The organism is Streptomyces sp. B21-105 (assembly GCF_036898465.1).
Classification (GTDB): domain Bacteria; phylum Actinomycetota; class Actinomycetes; order Streptomycetales; family Streptomycetaceae; genus Streptomyces.
In genome coordinates this window covers 6,393,151-6,407,863 of sequence record NZ_JARUMJ010000001.1, presented here as the reverse complement: position 1 = coordinate 6,407,863, position 14,713 = coordinate 6,393,151, and the positions used below count along the sequence as shown (strand labels likewise).

Here is a 14,713-nt window from a genome sequence, read left to right as displayed (position 1 = left end):
CGGATCTGGCGGACCGGACGGCTCGGCCGGTCGCCGCAGCCGGTGCCGCCGACGGTCGATGCAGCCGAGGGTCGGTGCCGCTAGCGGTCGGCGACCCGCATCTCGAACCAGGTCGTCTTCCCGCGGGGCAGCAGGTCGACGCCCCACCGGTCGGACAGCTTGTCGACGAGGAAGAGGCCCCGCCCGCTGATGTCCATCTCCTGAACCGGCATCAGGCAGGGCAGCCCGCGGGAGGGGTCGCGGACCTCGACGCGGATCCAGCCGCGCCGGCGTCGCATCCGGAGGCCGAAGACGCGGGCGCCGGTGTGCCGTACGGCGTTGCCGACGAGTTCGGAGACGAGCAGGACCGAGTCCTCGGCCATCTTGGGGCTGAGCCCCCACTGGCGCAGGACCACGACCTGGGCCAGTCGGCGGGCCGCGGCGGCGGACTCGGGGCGGGACGGGAGCGGAACCTCGCCCTCCGTCGGATTGCCGAACAACTCCAGCGCTTTGAGCGCCCGTTCGTCCTCGACCGCGGGCGACCAGCGCGCCGCGGCCGCACGGCTGTCTCCCCGCGGCTGTTCGATGCCCTCCAGCCCCGCCATGCCCCCATCATGGCCGCCCCGAGCCTCCTTGGGGGCCGTTCCGCTGGAATACGCCCCCCGGAATCCCTCGTTCCGATTGGCTCGATCGGCATATGCCAACGGCAACACAGATGCTGACAAACCCGCCCTGACCTGCTGCGAAGACCCGCTCCACGGCAGGCGACGGGCTCCCCCGACAAGGCGGGCCCAAGGTCGCCTCGAGGTCGCCTCGAGGTTCCCTCGAACCGCCCCATCGGGGGACGCGGGTGGGACGTCCCGTCAGGGGCAAGACCCGGCGACGCCTCCGGAAGAGACGGCACTCACAGCAACTCGACACACAGGAACTCGACTCACAGGAACTTGGCCTTGCCGGGGCCTTCCGCCACGAAGCTGCGCATGCCGGTCTCGCGGTCCGCGGTGGCGAACAGACCGGCGAACCAGGTGCGTTCCACCGCCAGGCCCGTCTCGACGTCCGTCTCCAGACCGGTGTCGATCGACTCCTTCGCCGCGCGCAGCGCCAGCGCCGGCCCCTGCGCCAGCTTCGCCGCCCAGGCGTGCGCCTCGGTGTACACGTCGGCGGCCGGCGCCACCCGGTCCACCAGCCCGAGGGCCAGCGCCTCGTCGGCCTTCACCATCCGGCCCGTGAAGATGAGGTCCTTCGCCTTGGAGGGGCCGATCAGCCGGGAGAGACGCTGGGTGCCGCCGGCCCCGGGGATCAGCCCGAGCAGGATCTCCGGCTGGCCCAGCCTGGCGTCGTCCCCGGCGATGCGGAAGTCGGCGCAGAGCGCGAGTTCACAGCCGCCGCCCAGCGCGTACCCGGTCACGGCCGCGACGACCGGCTTGGGGATGCGGGCCACCGCCGTGAAGGACTCCTGCAGGGCGCGGGAGCGCAGCACCATCGCGGTGTGGTCCATGTCCTGCATCTCCTTGATGTCCGCGCCCGCCGCGAACACCTTCTCGCCGCCGTACAGGACGACCGCGCGGACGTCGTCGCGCCGGGTGGCCTCCTCGGCGAGCTCCTTGAGACGGTCCTGCGTGGCGACGTCCAGCGCGTTCATGGGCGGACGGTCGAGGCGGATCGTGCCGACGCCTTCGGCGACTTCGAGATTCACGGTCATGGCAGCAGGTTAACCACCACTAACGACGACGGGCCCGGTGCCGTGTGTCACAGCACCGGGCCCGCCCGCAGGACAGGGAGCAGGGAAGAGGGAGCGGAACCCTACTTCTTCCAGTCCGCCCAGGAGATGTTCCAGCCGTTGAGGCCGTTGGACGGGTCGACCACCGGGTCGGTGGAGTTCTTCACGACGACCACGTCGCCGACCATCGACTGGTTGAAGAACCACGCGGCCGGCACGGAGCCGTCGTAGCCGCCGCGCACGTCGCGCAGGCCGATGCAGCCGTGGCTGGCGTTGTAGTTGCCGAAGGCGTCGCCGCCCCAGTAGTTGCCGTGCACGAAGGTGCCGGAGTTGGTCAGCCGCATGGCGTGCGGGACGTCCTTGATGTCGTACTCGCCGTCGTAGCCGACCGTGTCGCCGTTCATGCGGGTCACGGTGAACTTCTCGCTGATGACCATCTGGCCGTTCCAGGTGGCGTAGCCGGGCTTGCCGGTGGTGACCGGGATGGTCTTGACGACCTTGCCCTCCCGCATGACCTTCATCGTGTGCTTCTTGGCGTCCACGACGGTCACCTGGTCGCGGCCGATGGTGAAGGACACCGTCTTGGACTGCTTGCCGTAGACGCCCTTGCGGCCCTCGACGCCGTCGAGGTTCAGCTCGACGGTCACCTTGGTGCCGGCCTTCCAGTACTTCTCCGGACGGAAGTCCAGGCGGTCGTTGCCGAACCAGTGGCCCTCGACCTCGACCGCCGGCACGGTCGTGATCCTGATGGCCTTCTCGACGTCCGCGGACTTGGTGATGCCCCGGGTGAACCGGACCGAGAACGGCATGCCGACGCCGACCTTGGAGCCGTCCTCGGGCGTGAAGTTGCCGACGAAGGTGTTCTGCGGGCTAAGCGTGGTGAAGGCGGAGTCCTCGGCGGACGTGCGGCCCGCGGCGTCCTTGGCGACCGCGTGCACCTGGTACTCGGTGGACGCGGCCAGGTGGGTGGCGGGCGTCCAGCCGACGCCGTCCGCCGAGATCGCGCCGTCGATCTTCCTGCCCTTGGCGTCCTTGACGGTGACCTCGGTCAGCTTGCCCTTGGCCGCGGTGACCTTGAGGGCGCCGCTGGTGTCCACGTCCTTGGCGCCGGTCTTCGGGGCGATGGTGACGACCGCCTCCGACTGCTTGCTCTCCGCGGCGGCCGTGGCTCCCTTGTCGCCCCCGGCCTTCGCGTCGGACCCGGAACCCGGGTCGTCACCGCCCCCGGCGCACGCCGTGACGGCGAACAGCATCCCGCCGACGATCAGCGCCAGTCGTCTGTTGCGGCCCCGTGAGCGCCCGCCAACCGACGCCCCCGATATCGGTCGCACGTTCAAGTCGTTCTCCCCTCGCAAGGCCCTGGTCAGGCCCCCACCCCAGCGCTCCCGCGCGATCTTTGGCGCATATTAACCGTACGAATTCGAGCTTCGTGTCAGGCCAAGGTCACCGTTCCGTCCCAAGTGGGACCACGCAACGGCGGGGATGGTTGCACAGGGAGAAAGGTCAGTTCAGGGCGCTGCCCGCCGTCCAATCCCGCCAGGTCATGTTCCAGCCGCCGAGGCCGTTGTCCGGGGCGACCCGCTTGTCCTTGCTGTGGACCACCTCGACGACGTCGCCGATGAGGGAGCGGTCGAAGAACCAGCCCGCGGGCGTGTCCGAGCCGCCGCCCTTCACGTCCCGCAGACCCACGCAGCCGTGGCTGACGTTGGCCCTGCCGAAGACGTCCTGAGCCCAGTAGTTGCCGTGCAGGAACGTGCCGGAGCTGGTCAGACGCATGGCGTGCGGAACGTCCGGGATGTCGTACTCGCCCTTGCCGTTCGCCTTCTTGAAGCCGACCGTGGCGCCGTTCATCCGGGTCAGCTCCAGCATCTCGCTCACCACCATCTTGCCGTTGTAGGTGGTGTTCTCGGGCGACCCTGCCGTGATCGGCACGGTGGCCAGCAGTTCGCCGTCCCGCCGCACCTGCATGGTGTGCTTGGCCGCGTCCACCAGGGACACCTGGCTGCGGCCGACGGTGAAGGAGAACGACTTGTCCTGCAGGCCGTAGACGCCTGGCGCCCCCTCGACGTCCCGCAGCCCGAGGTCGACCGTCACCTCGGTGCCCGGCTGCCAGTACTCCTCGGGGCGGAAGTCGAGGCGGGTGCCGCCGAACCAGTGCGCCCTGATCTCGGTGGCCGGCTCGGCCGTGACCCGGACGGCGCGTTCGACGGCGGCGCGGTCGCGGATCTCGCGGTTGAACTCCAGCGAGACGATCATCCCGGTGCCCACGGTGGCCCGGTTCTCGGGAGTGACGTAGCCGATGAAGCGCTTCTCGGGGACGAAGGTGGTGAACGTGGTGTGGCGCGCCGAGCGGTTCCCCTCACCGTCCAGCGCCACCACGTCGACCGTGTAGCGGGCGGCGAGCCCGAGCCGGTCCTCCGCCGGCCGCCAGCTCAGACCGTCCGCGGCGATCCGCCCCTTCACCTCGCTCTCCCGCGCGTCCTGCGATCTGACGACCTTCACCGACTCCAGCCGGCCGGCCGGCACCCGCACCGACAGCTGTGTCCCGGGCCGTACGCCCTTCGCGCCGTCCTGCGGGCTGACGCGGATGACGTCCTCGGGGGCCGGGGGTTTGCCGAGCATCCGGTCGAGTCCGCTGCGGCTGTCACCGCCGGCCCCGCCGATCCCGCCGCTACAGCCGACGGCCCCGGCCAGCAGTCCTGCCCATGTCAGTACGGCGGCCAGTGCGACCCCCGCGCGCCGTGCGCGCCCATGTACGTGCCTCACGGGGTGCCCAACGACCGGGCACGCTCCGGGGAAACGTGAGTGCGACGGCCGCTCTGGGCAGAGATGGGGGGAGGACGACGCGAAAGGGAGCCGCGGACGGGACGCCGCGCGCTCTTCTCCCCCGTCGTCCCACGAGCCGCGGGAGGGCGAGACGGTGTCCAGCGCAGCCGAGCAGGAGGCGGTGGCGGCCGAGCGCGCCACGCCGGAGACCGTCGTGAACGGCGTCTCGCGCAAGGTGCCGGGCCCACCCGTGTGGCCGGGCGCGTCCACACCGCTGGGCGCCCGGTTCCGGGTCGGCCCTGACGGGGTCGCCGGCACCAACTTCGCGCTGTGGGCGGGCGGCGCGGAGGCCGTCGAGCTGTGCCTGTTCGACGAGGCCGGACGGGAGACACGCGCCCGGCTCACCGAGCTCACGCACGAGATCTGGCACGGCTTCGTGCCCGGCATCATGCCCGGCCAGCGCTACGGCTACCGGGTGCACGGCCGCTGGGACCCGTGGACCGGCGGCCGCTGGAACCCGGCGAAGCTGCTCCTCGACCCGTACGCCCGCGCGGTGGACGGCGAGTTCCTGCTGCCGCCGGAGGTGTACGGGCACGTCCGCGACTGGCCCCAGCAGCAGGTCGCCGACACCGTGCGCGACGAACGCGACTCCGCGCCGCACGTCCCGAAGGGCGTCGTCGTGCACGACGACGACGACTGGGCCGACGACCGCCGCCCGAAGACGCCGTGGGCCGACTCGGTGATCTACGAGCTGCATGTGCGGGGCTTCACCCGACGGCACCCCGGCGTCCCGGAGGAACTGCGCGGCACCTACGCCGGTCTGGCGCACCCGGCCGCCGTGGAGCACCTGGTGCGGCTGGGCGTGACGGCGGTGGAGCTGCTGCCGGTCCACCAGTTCGCGCACGAGGACCATCTGCTGCGCCGCGGCCTGAAGAACTACTGGGGCTACAACTCGATCGGCTACTTCGCGCCGCACGCCGCGTACGCCGCCGCGGGAACGACGGGTCAGCAGGTCGGCGAGTTCAAGCGGATGGTGCGCGCCCTGCACGCGGCGGGGATCGAGGTGATCCTCGACGTCGTCTACAACCACACGGCGGAGGCCGGCGAGCTGGGACCGACCCTGTCGCTGAAGGGCGTCGACAACCGCGGCTACTACCGTCTGCAGTCCGACGCCCGGCGCTACGCCGACTACACGGGCTGCGGGAACACCCTGCACGTGGTCCAGCCGCATGTGCTGCGCCTGATCACCGACTCGCTGCGCTACTGGGTGACGGAGATGGGCGTCGACGGCTTCCGCTTCGACCTGGCGGCGGCGCTGGCCCGCTCCATGCACGACGTCGACATGCTCTCCCCGTTCCTCGCGGTGATCGCGCAGGACCCGGTGCTGCGCCGGGTGAAGCTCATCGCGGAGCCCTGGGACGTGGGCTCGGGCGGCTACCAGGTGGGCGCCTTCCCGCCGCTGTGGACGGAGTGGAACGACCGCTACCGCGACGCCGTGCGGGACTTCTGGCGGCACGCCCTGCCGGACGTGCGGGAGATGGGCTACCGGCTGTCCGGCTCGAGCGACCTGTACGCGTGGGGCGGGCGGCGGCCGTACGCGTCGGTCAACTTCGTGACCGCGCACGACGGTTTCACCCTGCGCGACCTGGTGTCCTACGAGCGCAAGCACAACGAGGCCAACGGCGAGGGCAACCGGGACGGCACGAACGACAACCGCTCCTGGAACGGCGGCGCCGAGGGCGCGACGGCCGACGAGGACGTGACTGCGCTGCGGCGCCGGCAGTTGCGCAACCTGCTGACGACGCTGCTGCTGTCGACGGGCGTGCCGATGCTGGTCGCGGGCGACGAGTTCGGGCGCACCCAGCAGGGCAACAACAACGCCTACTGCCAGGACAACGAGATCAGCTGGGTGGACTGGGGGCTGCTGGAGGAGCCGGGCTGGCGGGCCCTGTTCGACCTCACCGCCCGGCTGATCGCGCTGCGGCACCGCCACCCGGTGCTCCGCCGCCGCGCCTTCTTCTCCGGCCGGGCGCACTCGGCGGACGGGCTGCGGGACCTGGCCTGGTTCACGGAGCGGGGCACGGAGATGACGGAGGGGGACTGGTACGCGCCCGCGGCGACCCTGGGGATGTACCTCTCCGGGCGGGACATCCCCGGCCGCGACGAACGGGGCGCCCCGATCGCCGACGACAGCTTCCTCGCCGTCCTGCACGCGGGGCACCGCCCGGTGGACTTCGCCCTGCCGGGCCCGCCGTGGGCAGAGCGGTACGAGGTGGTCGTCGACACGTCCCGCGAGGAACAGGACGAGGCGCCCGCGGTCGTCCTCCCGGCAGGCACCACGGTGACCGTCCCGGCACGGACGGTGCTGCTGCTGCGGGTGGTGAGGTGAGCCGGGCGGAGGCAGGCGACTTCGACGCCACGACGGACGGACGGACCCACCGTCCGCGGCGACGCGACGCGCGACGCACGGGCGACGGACCGCGACGGCGAGCGAGGCACGGCGGGCGACGGCGGGCGGCTCACGGCGGGCGGGTTACGGCGGGCGGCTCACGGCGGGCGGGTTACGGCAGGCGGCTCACGGCGAGCGGGTTACGGCAGGCGGTGAGCAGGTTTACGGCGGGACAGCCGAGAATTCCCGCTCGTAGGCGCTCGCCACCGCGGCCGCGCGGTCGTTGACGCCCACCGGGCGGGGCGCGGCCGGCGCATCGGCCGACTCGCTCGAACGGGCGTCAGCCGATCGGTCGGCACGGCTGTACGACCCCTCGAACTCGCAGGTCGTAGGACCAGCGGCGGGGCCCGGTCGGGCCGAAACTCGGTGGGCTGTGTCAGTGGCGGTCCGTAGGCTCGCTGTGATGGCCGAGACACGTGCAACCACCCCCGACCGCACCCCCGACCGCTCCGCCGTGCGCTCCCTGCTGCGCCTGTGGCCGTACGTCAGACCCGTGCGGCTGCGGCTGTTCGCGGCCGCGTTCGTCGCCGTGCTCGCCTCGTGCGCCGGGCTGGTGATCCCCCTCGTCCTGAAGTGGATGGTGGACGGTCCGGTGGCCGACGGGGACACCGCCGGGGTCTGGCTGGGCGCGCTCTGCCTGCTGCTCCTCGGGTTCACCGAGGCGCTGCTGTTCGGGATGCGGCGCTGGCTGGTGGCGCGTCCGCTGGCGCACGTCGAGGCGGAGATGCGGGCGGATCTGTACGGGCGGCTGCAGCGGCTGCCGGTGGCGTTCCACGACCGGTGGCCGTCGGGGCAGCTGCTGTCCCGGGCGACGGCCGATCTGGGGCTTGTGCGCATGTTCCTCGCGTTCCCGCTGACGTTCCTGCTGGTCAACTCGGTCACGATCGTGTTCGGCGTCGTCATCATGCTGGTCCAGGACTGGCAGCTGGGGCTGGTCATCCTCGGGCCGGCCGTACCCGTCGTCGTGATGTGCCTGTACTTCGAGCGCCGGTACGCGCTCGTGGCGCGGCGGGCGCAGGACCAGGTCGGGGATCTGACGACGGTGGTCGAGGAGAGCGTCCTCGGAATCCGGATCATCAAAGGCTTCGGCCGGCACCGCAGCCAGGCGCGCGCCTTCCGCGCGCTGTCGTCGACCCTGCGCGGCACCGAACTGGACAAGGCACGGCTGCTGGCCACCATCTGGGCCGTCATCGTGACGCTGCCCGAACTGGCGATCGGGGCCGCGCTGGTGCTGGGGGCGGTGCAGGTGGCGGACGGCGAGCTGTCCGCGGGCACCCTGGTCGCCTTCCTGTCCACCGCTCTCGCGCTGCGCTGGCCGGTGGACTCCATCGGGTTCCTGCTGGCGATGAGCCAGGAGGCGGCGACGGCCACGGAACGGTACTTCGAGGTGATGGACGAGGAGCCGGAGCGGGACACCGTCGTGCGGGCGGCCCCGGCGGCCGACCGCGGGCTGCGCTTCGACGGCGTCACCTTCCGCTACCCGGACGCCGACCCCGGCTCCCGGCCCACCCTCGAGGGCGTCGACCTGCACATCCGGCCCGGTGAGTCGATGGCCCTGGTCGGGGCGACGGGCAGTGGGAAGACCACCCTCACGGCCCTCGTGCCCCGGCTGCACGAGGCGACGGCGGGGCGCATCACCCTGGACGGCGAGGACGTCACCGCGATGCCCCGCGAGGAGCTCCGCGCGCGGGTCGCCGTCGCCTTCGAGGAGCCGACCCTGTTCTCCGCGAGCGTCGGGGAGAACGTCCTCATGGGCGCCGACGACCGGGCGGGCGCCGTCGAACTGGAACGGGCGCTGGACGTGGCGCAGGCCGGGTTCGTGCAGACGCTGCCACAGGGCGTCGACACCCAGGTCGGCGAGCAGGGGCTCAGCCTCTCCGGCGGACAGCGGCAGCGGCTCGCGCTGGCCAGAGCCGTGGTCGGCCGGCCCCGCTTCCTCGTCCTGGACGACCCGCTGTCCGCGCTGGACGTGCACACCGAGGCCGCCGTGGAGGCCGCGCTGCGGCAGGTCCTCGCCGACACCACCGCGCTGATCGTCGCCCACCGCCCGTCCACCGTCCTCCTCGCCGACCGGGTGGCGCTGCTGTCCGGCGGCCGGATCGCCGCGGTGGGCACCCACCAGGAACTGCTGCGCGACCACCCCGAGTACGCCCACCTCATGTCAGGAACCGGCCGCCAGGAGGACGACCGATGACCGCCCCCACGACGTCCTCCCCCACGACCGACGACGACGGACCGCGGGACGCGCGCCCGCAGGCCGCGCAGGATCCCTTCGACAAGGACGTCCTGCCCACCGCGCCCGGCGCCACCGGCGCGCTGCTGCGTTCGCTGCTGGCTCCGATGCGGGCGCGCGTCGCCCTCACCACGCTCCTGCTGCTGCTCCAGCAGGCGGCGGTGCAGGCGGGCCCGCTGCTGGTGGCGTACGCCATCGACCGTGCCGTGCCGGCGCTGCGGGCCGACGACGACGGACCGCTGGTCGCGGTGGGCGCCGGCTACCTGCTGTGCGCGGTGGCGTCCGGCGGGCTGCAGTACGCGTTCCTGCTCGCCTCCGCCCGCGTCAACCAGGACGTGCTGCTCGACCTGCGCGGCCGGATCTTCCGGCATGCGCAGGCGCTGAGCCTCGACTTCCACGAGCGCTACACCTCGGGCCGGCTCATCTCCCGCTCCACCAGCGATGTGGAGGCCCTGCGCGAGCTCCTCGAAGAGGGTCTCCAGGAACTCGTGACGGTCGCGCTGTCCTTCCTGTTCATCTCCGCGATGCTGCTCTGGCTGGACCTCGGCCTGGGCGCCGTCGCGGTCGCGTCGTTCGTGCCGCTGTACGGCCTCGTCCGGGTCTACCAGCGGCGCGCGGGACGGGTGTTCACGGCCCGCTCGACGGCGATCGCGGCCGTGATCGTGAAGTTCGTGGAGACGATGAACGGCATCCGGCCGGTGCGCGCGTTCCGTCGCGAGGCCGTCAACGACACCGGTTTCCGGGCCTTGAACCGGCGGCACGAGCGCCGGAACGGGGACGCGCTGCTGGAGATGGCGCGGTACGTCGTCGGGTCGCGGCTGGTCGCGAACACGGCGGTCGCGGCGATCGTGCTGTGGGGCGCCATGCGGGTCGCGGACGGCTCGCTGGAGCTGGGTGTGCTGGCGGCGGCGGTGCTGTACCTGCGGCGGCTGTACGACCCGATCGACCGGCTCGGCATGTTCCTCAACTCCTACCAGTCGGCGGCCGCGTCGCTGGAGAAGATCGCGGGGCTGCTGGCGCAGACGCCGTCCGTGCCGGAGCCGTCGGCCCCGCGGGAACTGCCCGCGGCGCGGGATGAACTCCCCGGCCGGGAGGTCGTCTTCGACGGGGTCTCCTTCGGTTACCGCACGGGCGGCGAGGTCCTCCCCCGCTTCGACCTCACGCTTCCCGCCGGGCAGACGGTCGCCGTGGTCGGCTCGACCGGCGCCGGCAAGTCCACGCTGGCCAAGCTGCTCGCCCGCTTCTACGACCCCTCCGAGGGCCGGGTGCTACTGGACGGGGTGGACCTACGCGAGCTGGCGATGCCCGAACTGCGGCGCGGGGTGGTGATGGTGACGCAGGAGGCGTTCCTGTTCTCCGGCACGGTCGCCGAGAACATCGCCATCGGACGGCCGGAGGCGTCCCGGGAGGAGATCGAGCGGGCCGCGAAGGCGATCGGCGCGCACGAGTTCGTCAGCGCCCTGCCCGACGGCTACGACACCGACGTACGCAAGCGCGGCGGCCGCATCTCCGCGGGCCAGCGTCAACTGGTCGCGTTCGCACGGGCGTTGCTCGCCGACCCGGCGGTGCTGATCCTCGACGAGGCGACCAGCTCGCTGGACGTCCCGGGTGAGCGGGCGGTGCAGGCGGCGATGGCCACGGTGCTGAAGGGCCGCACGGCGGTGGTGATCGCGCACCGGCTGTCGACCGTGGAGATCGCCGACCGGGTGCTCGTCATGGAGCACGGCCGGATCGTCGAGGACGGCGGCCCGGCCGAACTCATCGCGGGCACCGGCCGGTTCGCGGATCTGCACCGCGCCTGGCGGGACAGCCTGGCGTGAGCGTTCAGCGCGTCACGAGAACCGGTCAGCGGGCTGAGGGAGCCGGTCAGCGGGCCACCGGGACCGGAAGGACGAGTGGATGATCGACCCGTACGAGGATCCCGGCACGCCCGACAGCCGCGGTGGCTGGGCGTATCTGGCGTGGCTGGTGCGCTGCCAGCCGGGCCGGGCGGCGGCCGGGGCGCTGCTGGCCTGCCTCTGGATGGTGCTGATGGCGATCGCGCCGTATCTGCTGTCGCGGGCGGTGGACGACGGGCTGGAGCCCGGCGACACGGCCGCGCTGGCGGGCTGGACGGCCGTGCTGCTCGCGGTGGGCGCGCTCAACGCGTGGGTGAGCATCATGCGGCACCGCACGATGACCAGGCTGCGCATGGACGCCTACTTCCGCACCACCAAGGTCGTCGTCGGGCACGCGGCCCGGCTGGGCGCCGCGCTGCCGCGCCGGGTGGGGGCCGGGGAGGTCGTCACCATCGGGGTGGGCGACGTGCACACCATCGCGCAGTCGCTGACGGTGGTCGGGCCCGGCGTCGGGTCGATCGTGGTGTACGTCTTCGTCGCCGGGCTCCTGCTGTCGGTGTCGCCGGTGCTGGCGGCGGTCGTCCTGCTGGGGATGCCGGTGATCGCGGTGCTGGTCGGCCCGCTGATGGCGCGGCTGCAGGGCACGGAGGCGGAGTACCGGGAGCGGCAGGGCGTGCTGACCGCGCGGATCGGCGACCTCGCGGGCGGGCTGCGCGTGCTCAACGGGCTGGGCGGCAAGGGGCTGTTCGCGGACTCCTTCGGCCGGGACTCGCAGCGGCTGCGGGCGCAGGGCTACCGGGTGGGCGCGGTCACCAGCTGGATGCAGGCGCTCGGGGTGGGGCTGCCCACCCTGTTCCTCGCCGCCGTGACCTGGCTCGCGGCCCGGCTGGCCGCCCAGGGCGAGCTGACCGTGGGCGAGTTGGTGGCGGTGTACGGCTATGTCGCCGTCCTGGTCGGCCCGGTGGCGTTCCTCGTCGACATGGGGTACCAGCTCAGCCGCGGCGTGGTGGCCGCCCGGCGCGTCGTACGGCTGCTGCGCACCGAGCCCGACCCGGACACCGGGACCGGCGACGCGCCCGCCGAGCCGTCGGTGCTGCACGACCCCGAGTCGGGTGTGCGGGTGGCTCCGGGCCGGCTGACCGCGCTGGCCGGGGGACGTCACTCGGAGGTGACGGCCGTCGTGGACCGGCTCGGCCGGTACGGCCCCTCGGACGTCACCTGGGGCGGACGGCGGCTGGACGCCGTGCCGTTGGAGCAGGTCAGGGCCCGCGTCCTGGTCGCCGACCACGAGGCCGACCTGTTCGCCGGAAGCCTGCGCGAGGCGGTCTGTGGACGGGGCACGCCCTCGACGGCGGAGGTCGCGCGGGCGGTGCGGGCGGCGGCCGCCGACGACATCGTGCAGGGTCTGCCCGAGGGGCTCGACTCGCCGGTGACCGCTCAGGGCCGCAGTCTCTCCGGCGGCCAGCGGCAGCGGGTACGGCTGGTGCGGGCGCTGCTCGCCGACCCCGAGGTGCTGCTGGCCGTGGAGCCGACGTCGGCGCTGGACGCGCACACGGAGGCGGCGGTCGCGGAGCGGCTGCACGCGTACCGGGCGGGCCGGACCACGCTCGTCAGCAGCACCTCCCCGCTGGTCCTCGACCGCGCGGAGACGGTGCACTACCTGGTGGACGGGAAGGTCGCCGCGACCGGCAGCCACCGCGACCTCCTGCGACGGGAGCCCGGCTACCGCGCGCTGGTGACCCGCGACGCCGACGACACGGAGGAGGCGACCCGATGACGACGGCGGCAAAGACCGAGAGCCCCGACGACGACCCCGGCAGCCGAGACCGCGAGGACAACGCGGTGACGAGCACGGCAGCCGAGACCGGAAGGGCGACCGATGACGACCACGGCGGCCAGGACCGAGCAGGCCACCCGATGACGGCCGAGGCGCCGGACGACAGTCACCCGGCGACGGGCCGGCTGCCCGTCGCCGGGCGCGCCGAGGTGCGACGGGCGGTGTGGCGGCTGGTGCGGGCCGACCGGCGGGCGTTCGCCGGCGCGCTCGCCCTGAACGTGCTCGCCGCCGGCGCGGGCCTCGCCGGGCCGTGGCTGCTGGGGCGGATCATCGACGAGGTGCGGGCCGGGCACGGTGTCGCGCCGGTGGACCGGCTGGCGGCGGCGATCCTGGTGTGCGCGGCGGCGCAGTTGCTGCTGGCGCGCTGGGCGCGGTACGTGGGGCACCGGTTCGGCGAGCGCACGCTGGCGCGGGTCAGGGAGGATTTCGTCGGGCGGGCGCTCGCGTTGCCCGCGTCGGTCGTGGAGCGGGCCGGCGCCGGCGATCTGACCACCCGCGGCACCGCCGACGTGGCGGCCGTGGGCACGACCCTGCGGGACGCCGGACCCGAGCTGCTGGTGTGCACCGTCCAGGCGCTGTTCACGCTCGGCGCGGTGTTCGTGATCGACCCGCTGCTCGGTGTCGTCGGGGTGCTGGCGCTGACGCCGATCTGGTTCGCGCTGCGCTGGTATCTGCGGCGGGCGCGGGCCGGTTATCTGGCGCAGGGCGCGGCGGACTCCGAGGTCGCCGAGATCGTCACGGCGACGGCGTCCGGGGCGCGGACTGTGGAGGCGTTCCGGCTCGAGCGGCGGCGGACGGCGGCGAACCGGGACGCGCTGGAGGTCGCGCGTCGCACCCGTTTCCACACGCTGTACCTGCGCTCGGTGTTCTTCCCGGTGGTCGAGACGTCGTACTCGCTGCCGGTGGCGGGGGTGCTGCTGCTGGGCGGCGCGCTGCACGCGCGCGGGGCGATGAGTCTGGGCGCGGTGGTGGCGGCCACGCTGTATCTGCGGCAGTTCACCGAGCCGCTCGACCAGATCCTGGTGCGCGTCGAGCAACTGCAGAGCAGCGGGGCATCGTTCGCCCGGGTGGAGGGCCTGGCCGGCGCGCCGCGCTCGGAGCGGGACGGCGGGGCGGCGGCGCCGGTCCCGGTGGACGACCGGATCGACGTGACGGGCGTGCGGTACGCCTACGAGCGCGGCGGCGAGGTGCTGCGCGGGGTCGACCTGACGGTGCGGCCCGGGGAGCGGCTCGCGGTCGTCGGCCCGTCCGGGGCGGGCAAGACCACGCTGAGCCGGCTGCTGGCGGGCGTGGACGCGCCGAGCGCGGGCACGGTGACGGTGGGCGGCGCGCCGGTCGCCGAGCTGGCGCCCGAGACGCTGCGCCGGCAGGTCGTGCTGGTCACGCAGGAGCATCACGTCTTCATCGGCACGGTCCGCGACAACCTGCTGATCGCCGAACCCGCGGCGGACGACGCGCGGTTGTGGGCGGCGCTGGCCGCGGTGGGCGCGGCGGACTGGGTGCGGGAACTGCCGGGCGGTCTCGACGCCGAGCTGGGCCGCGGCGGCGGCCGTACGACGGACGGATCGCAGGCGCAGCAGCTCGCCTTGGCCCGGGTGGTGCTGGCGGACCCGCACACGCTGATCCTGGACGAGGCGACCGCGTTGCTGGATCCGACGACGGCCCGGCACACCGAGCGGGCCCTGGCGGCGGTGCTCCGGGGCCGGACGGTCATCGCCATCGCCCACCGGCTGCACACCGCCCACGACGCGGACCGGGTCGCCGTGATGCAAAACGGCCGTCTCACCGAACTCGGCACGCACGAGGCGCTGGTGGCGGGCGACGGCGCGTACGCGGCACTGTGGCGGACCTGGCACGGGGGGCCGTGAGGGCGTACGACCTCGGAAAACAC

Annotated in this window: 9 protein-coding genes; 5 read left to right on the top strand and 4 right to left on the bottom strand. The window is 73.2% G+C overall.

Annotated elements, in window-relative coordinates; translation table 11 throughout:
- Positions 1-80 precede the first annotated feature (80 nt).
- The 4 genes from QA802_RS28985 to QA802_RS28970 form a co-directional block, all read right to left on the bottom strand.
- Positions 81-584, bottom strand: a complete 504-nt coding sequence (locus QA802_RS28985) for an ATP-binding protein (protein ID WP_334528573.1) — start codon at positions 582-584, stop codon at positions 81-83.
- A 329-nt stretch (positions 585-913) separates the two neighbouring features.
- On the bottom strand, positions 914-1,681 hold the full coding sequence (locus QA802_RS28980; RefSeq protein ID WP_334528570.1) for an enoyl-CoA hydratase/isomerase family protein: 768 nt from the start codon (positions 1,679-1,681) through the stop codon (positions 914-916).
- A 101-nt stretch (positions 1,682-1,782) separates the two neighbouring features.
- Positions 1,783-3,036 carry a L,D-transpeptidase gene (locus QA802_RS28975; protein ID WP_334528567.1) on the bottom strand — a complete coding sequence of 418 codons (1,254 nt, stop codon included), beginning with the start codon at positions 3,034-3,036 and terminating at the stop codon, positions 1,783-1,785.
- Between the two features lie 166 nt (positions 3,037-3,202).
- On the bottom strand, positions 3,203-4,465 hold the full coding sequence (locus QA802_RS28970) for a L,D-transpeptidase (protein ID WP_334528564.1): 1,263 nt from the start codon (positions 4,463-4,465) through the stop codon (positions 3,203-3,205).
- Positions 4,466-4,619: 154 nt separating this feature from the next.
- Here QA802_RS28970 and glgX point away from each other — a divergent pair, with 154 nt between their 5' ends.
- From glgX to QA802_RS28945, 5 genes are all read left to right on the top strand, one after another.
- On the top strand, positions 4,620-6,854 hold the full coding sequence (gene glgX, locus QA802_RS28965) for a glycogen debranching protein GlgX (protein ID WP_334528562.1): 2,235 nt from the start codon (positions 4,620-4,622) through the stop codon (positions 6,852-6,854).
- A 463-nt stretch (positions 6,855-7,317) separates the two neighbouring features.
- Positions 7,318-9,108 carry an ABC transporter ATP-binding protein gene (locus QA802_RS28960; RefSeq protein ID WP_334528559.1) on the top strand — a complete coding sequence of 597 codons (1,791 nt, stop codon included), beginning with the start codon at positions 7,318-7,320 and terminating at the stop codon, positions 9,106-9,108.
- Entirely contained in the window at positions 9,105-10,967 is a 1,863-nt protein-coding gene (locus tag QA802_RS28955; RefSeq protein WP_334528557.1) for an ABC transporter ATP-binding protein, read from the top strand. Before QA802_RS28960 ends, QA802_RS28955 begins: the two co-directional genes overlap by 4 nt.
- Positions 10,968-11,046: 79 nt before the next feature.
- Positions 11,047-12,762: an ABC transporter ATP-binding protein gene (locus tag QA802_RS28950; RefSeq protein ID WP_334528554.1), complete on the top strand. Its 1,716-nt coding sequence runs from the start codon at positions 11,047-11,049 to the stop codon at positions 12,760-12,762.
- A 140-nt stretch (positions 12,763-12,902) separates the two neighbouring features.
- Complete coding sequence (locus QA802_RS28945) at positions 12,903-14,690, top strand: ABC transporter ATP-binding protein (RefSeq protein ID WP_334534967.1); 1,788 nt, start codon at positions 12,903-12,905, stop codon at positions 14,688-14,690.
- Positions 14,691-14,713: the final 23 nt, after the last annotated feature.

Bases quoted from the DNA above. Each gene is read 5' to 3' on its own strand.
- QA802_RS28950 (WP_334528554.1), top strand. From the start codon at position 11,047: ATGATCGACCCGTACGAGGATCCCGGCACGCCCGACAGCCGCGGTGGC.
- QA802_RS28945 (WP_334534967.1), top strand. From the start codon at position 12,903: ATGACGGCCGAGGCGCCGGACGACAGTCACCCGGCGACGGGCCGGCTG.
- QA802_RS28985 (WP_334528573.1), bottom strand. From the start codon at position 584: ATGGCGGGGCTGGAGGGCATCGAACAGCCGCGGGGAGACAGCCGTGCG.
- QA802_RS28960 (WP_334528559.1), top strand. From the start codon at position 7,318: ATGGCCGAGACACGTGCAACCACCCCCGACCGCACCCCCGACCGCTCC.
- QA802_RS28955 (WP_334528557.1), top strand. From the start codon at position 9,105: ATGACCGCCCCCACGACGTCCTCCCCCACGACCGACGACGACGGACCG.
- QA802_RS28980 (WP_334528570.1), bottom strand. From the start codon at position 1,681: ATGACCGTGAATCTCGAAGTCGCCGAAGGCGTCGGCACGATCCGCCTC.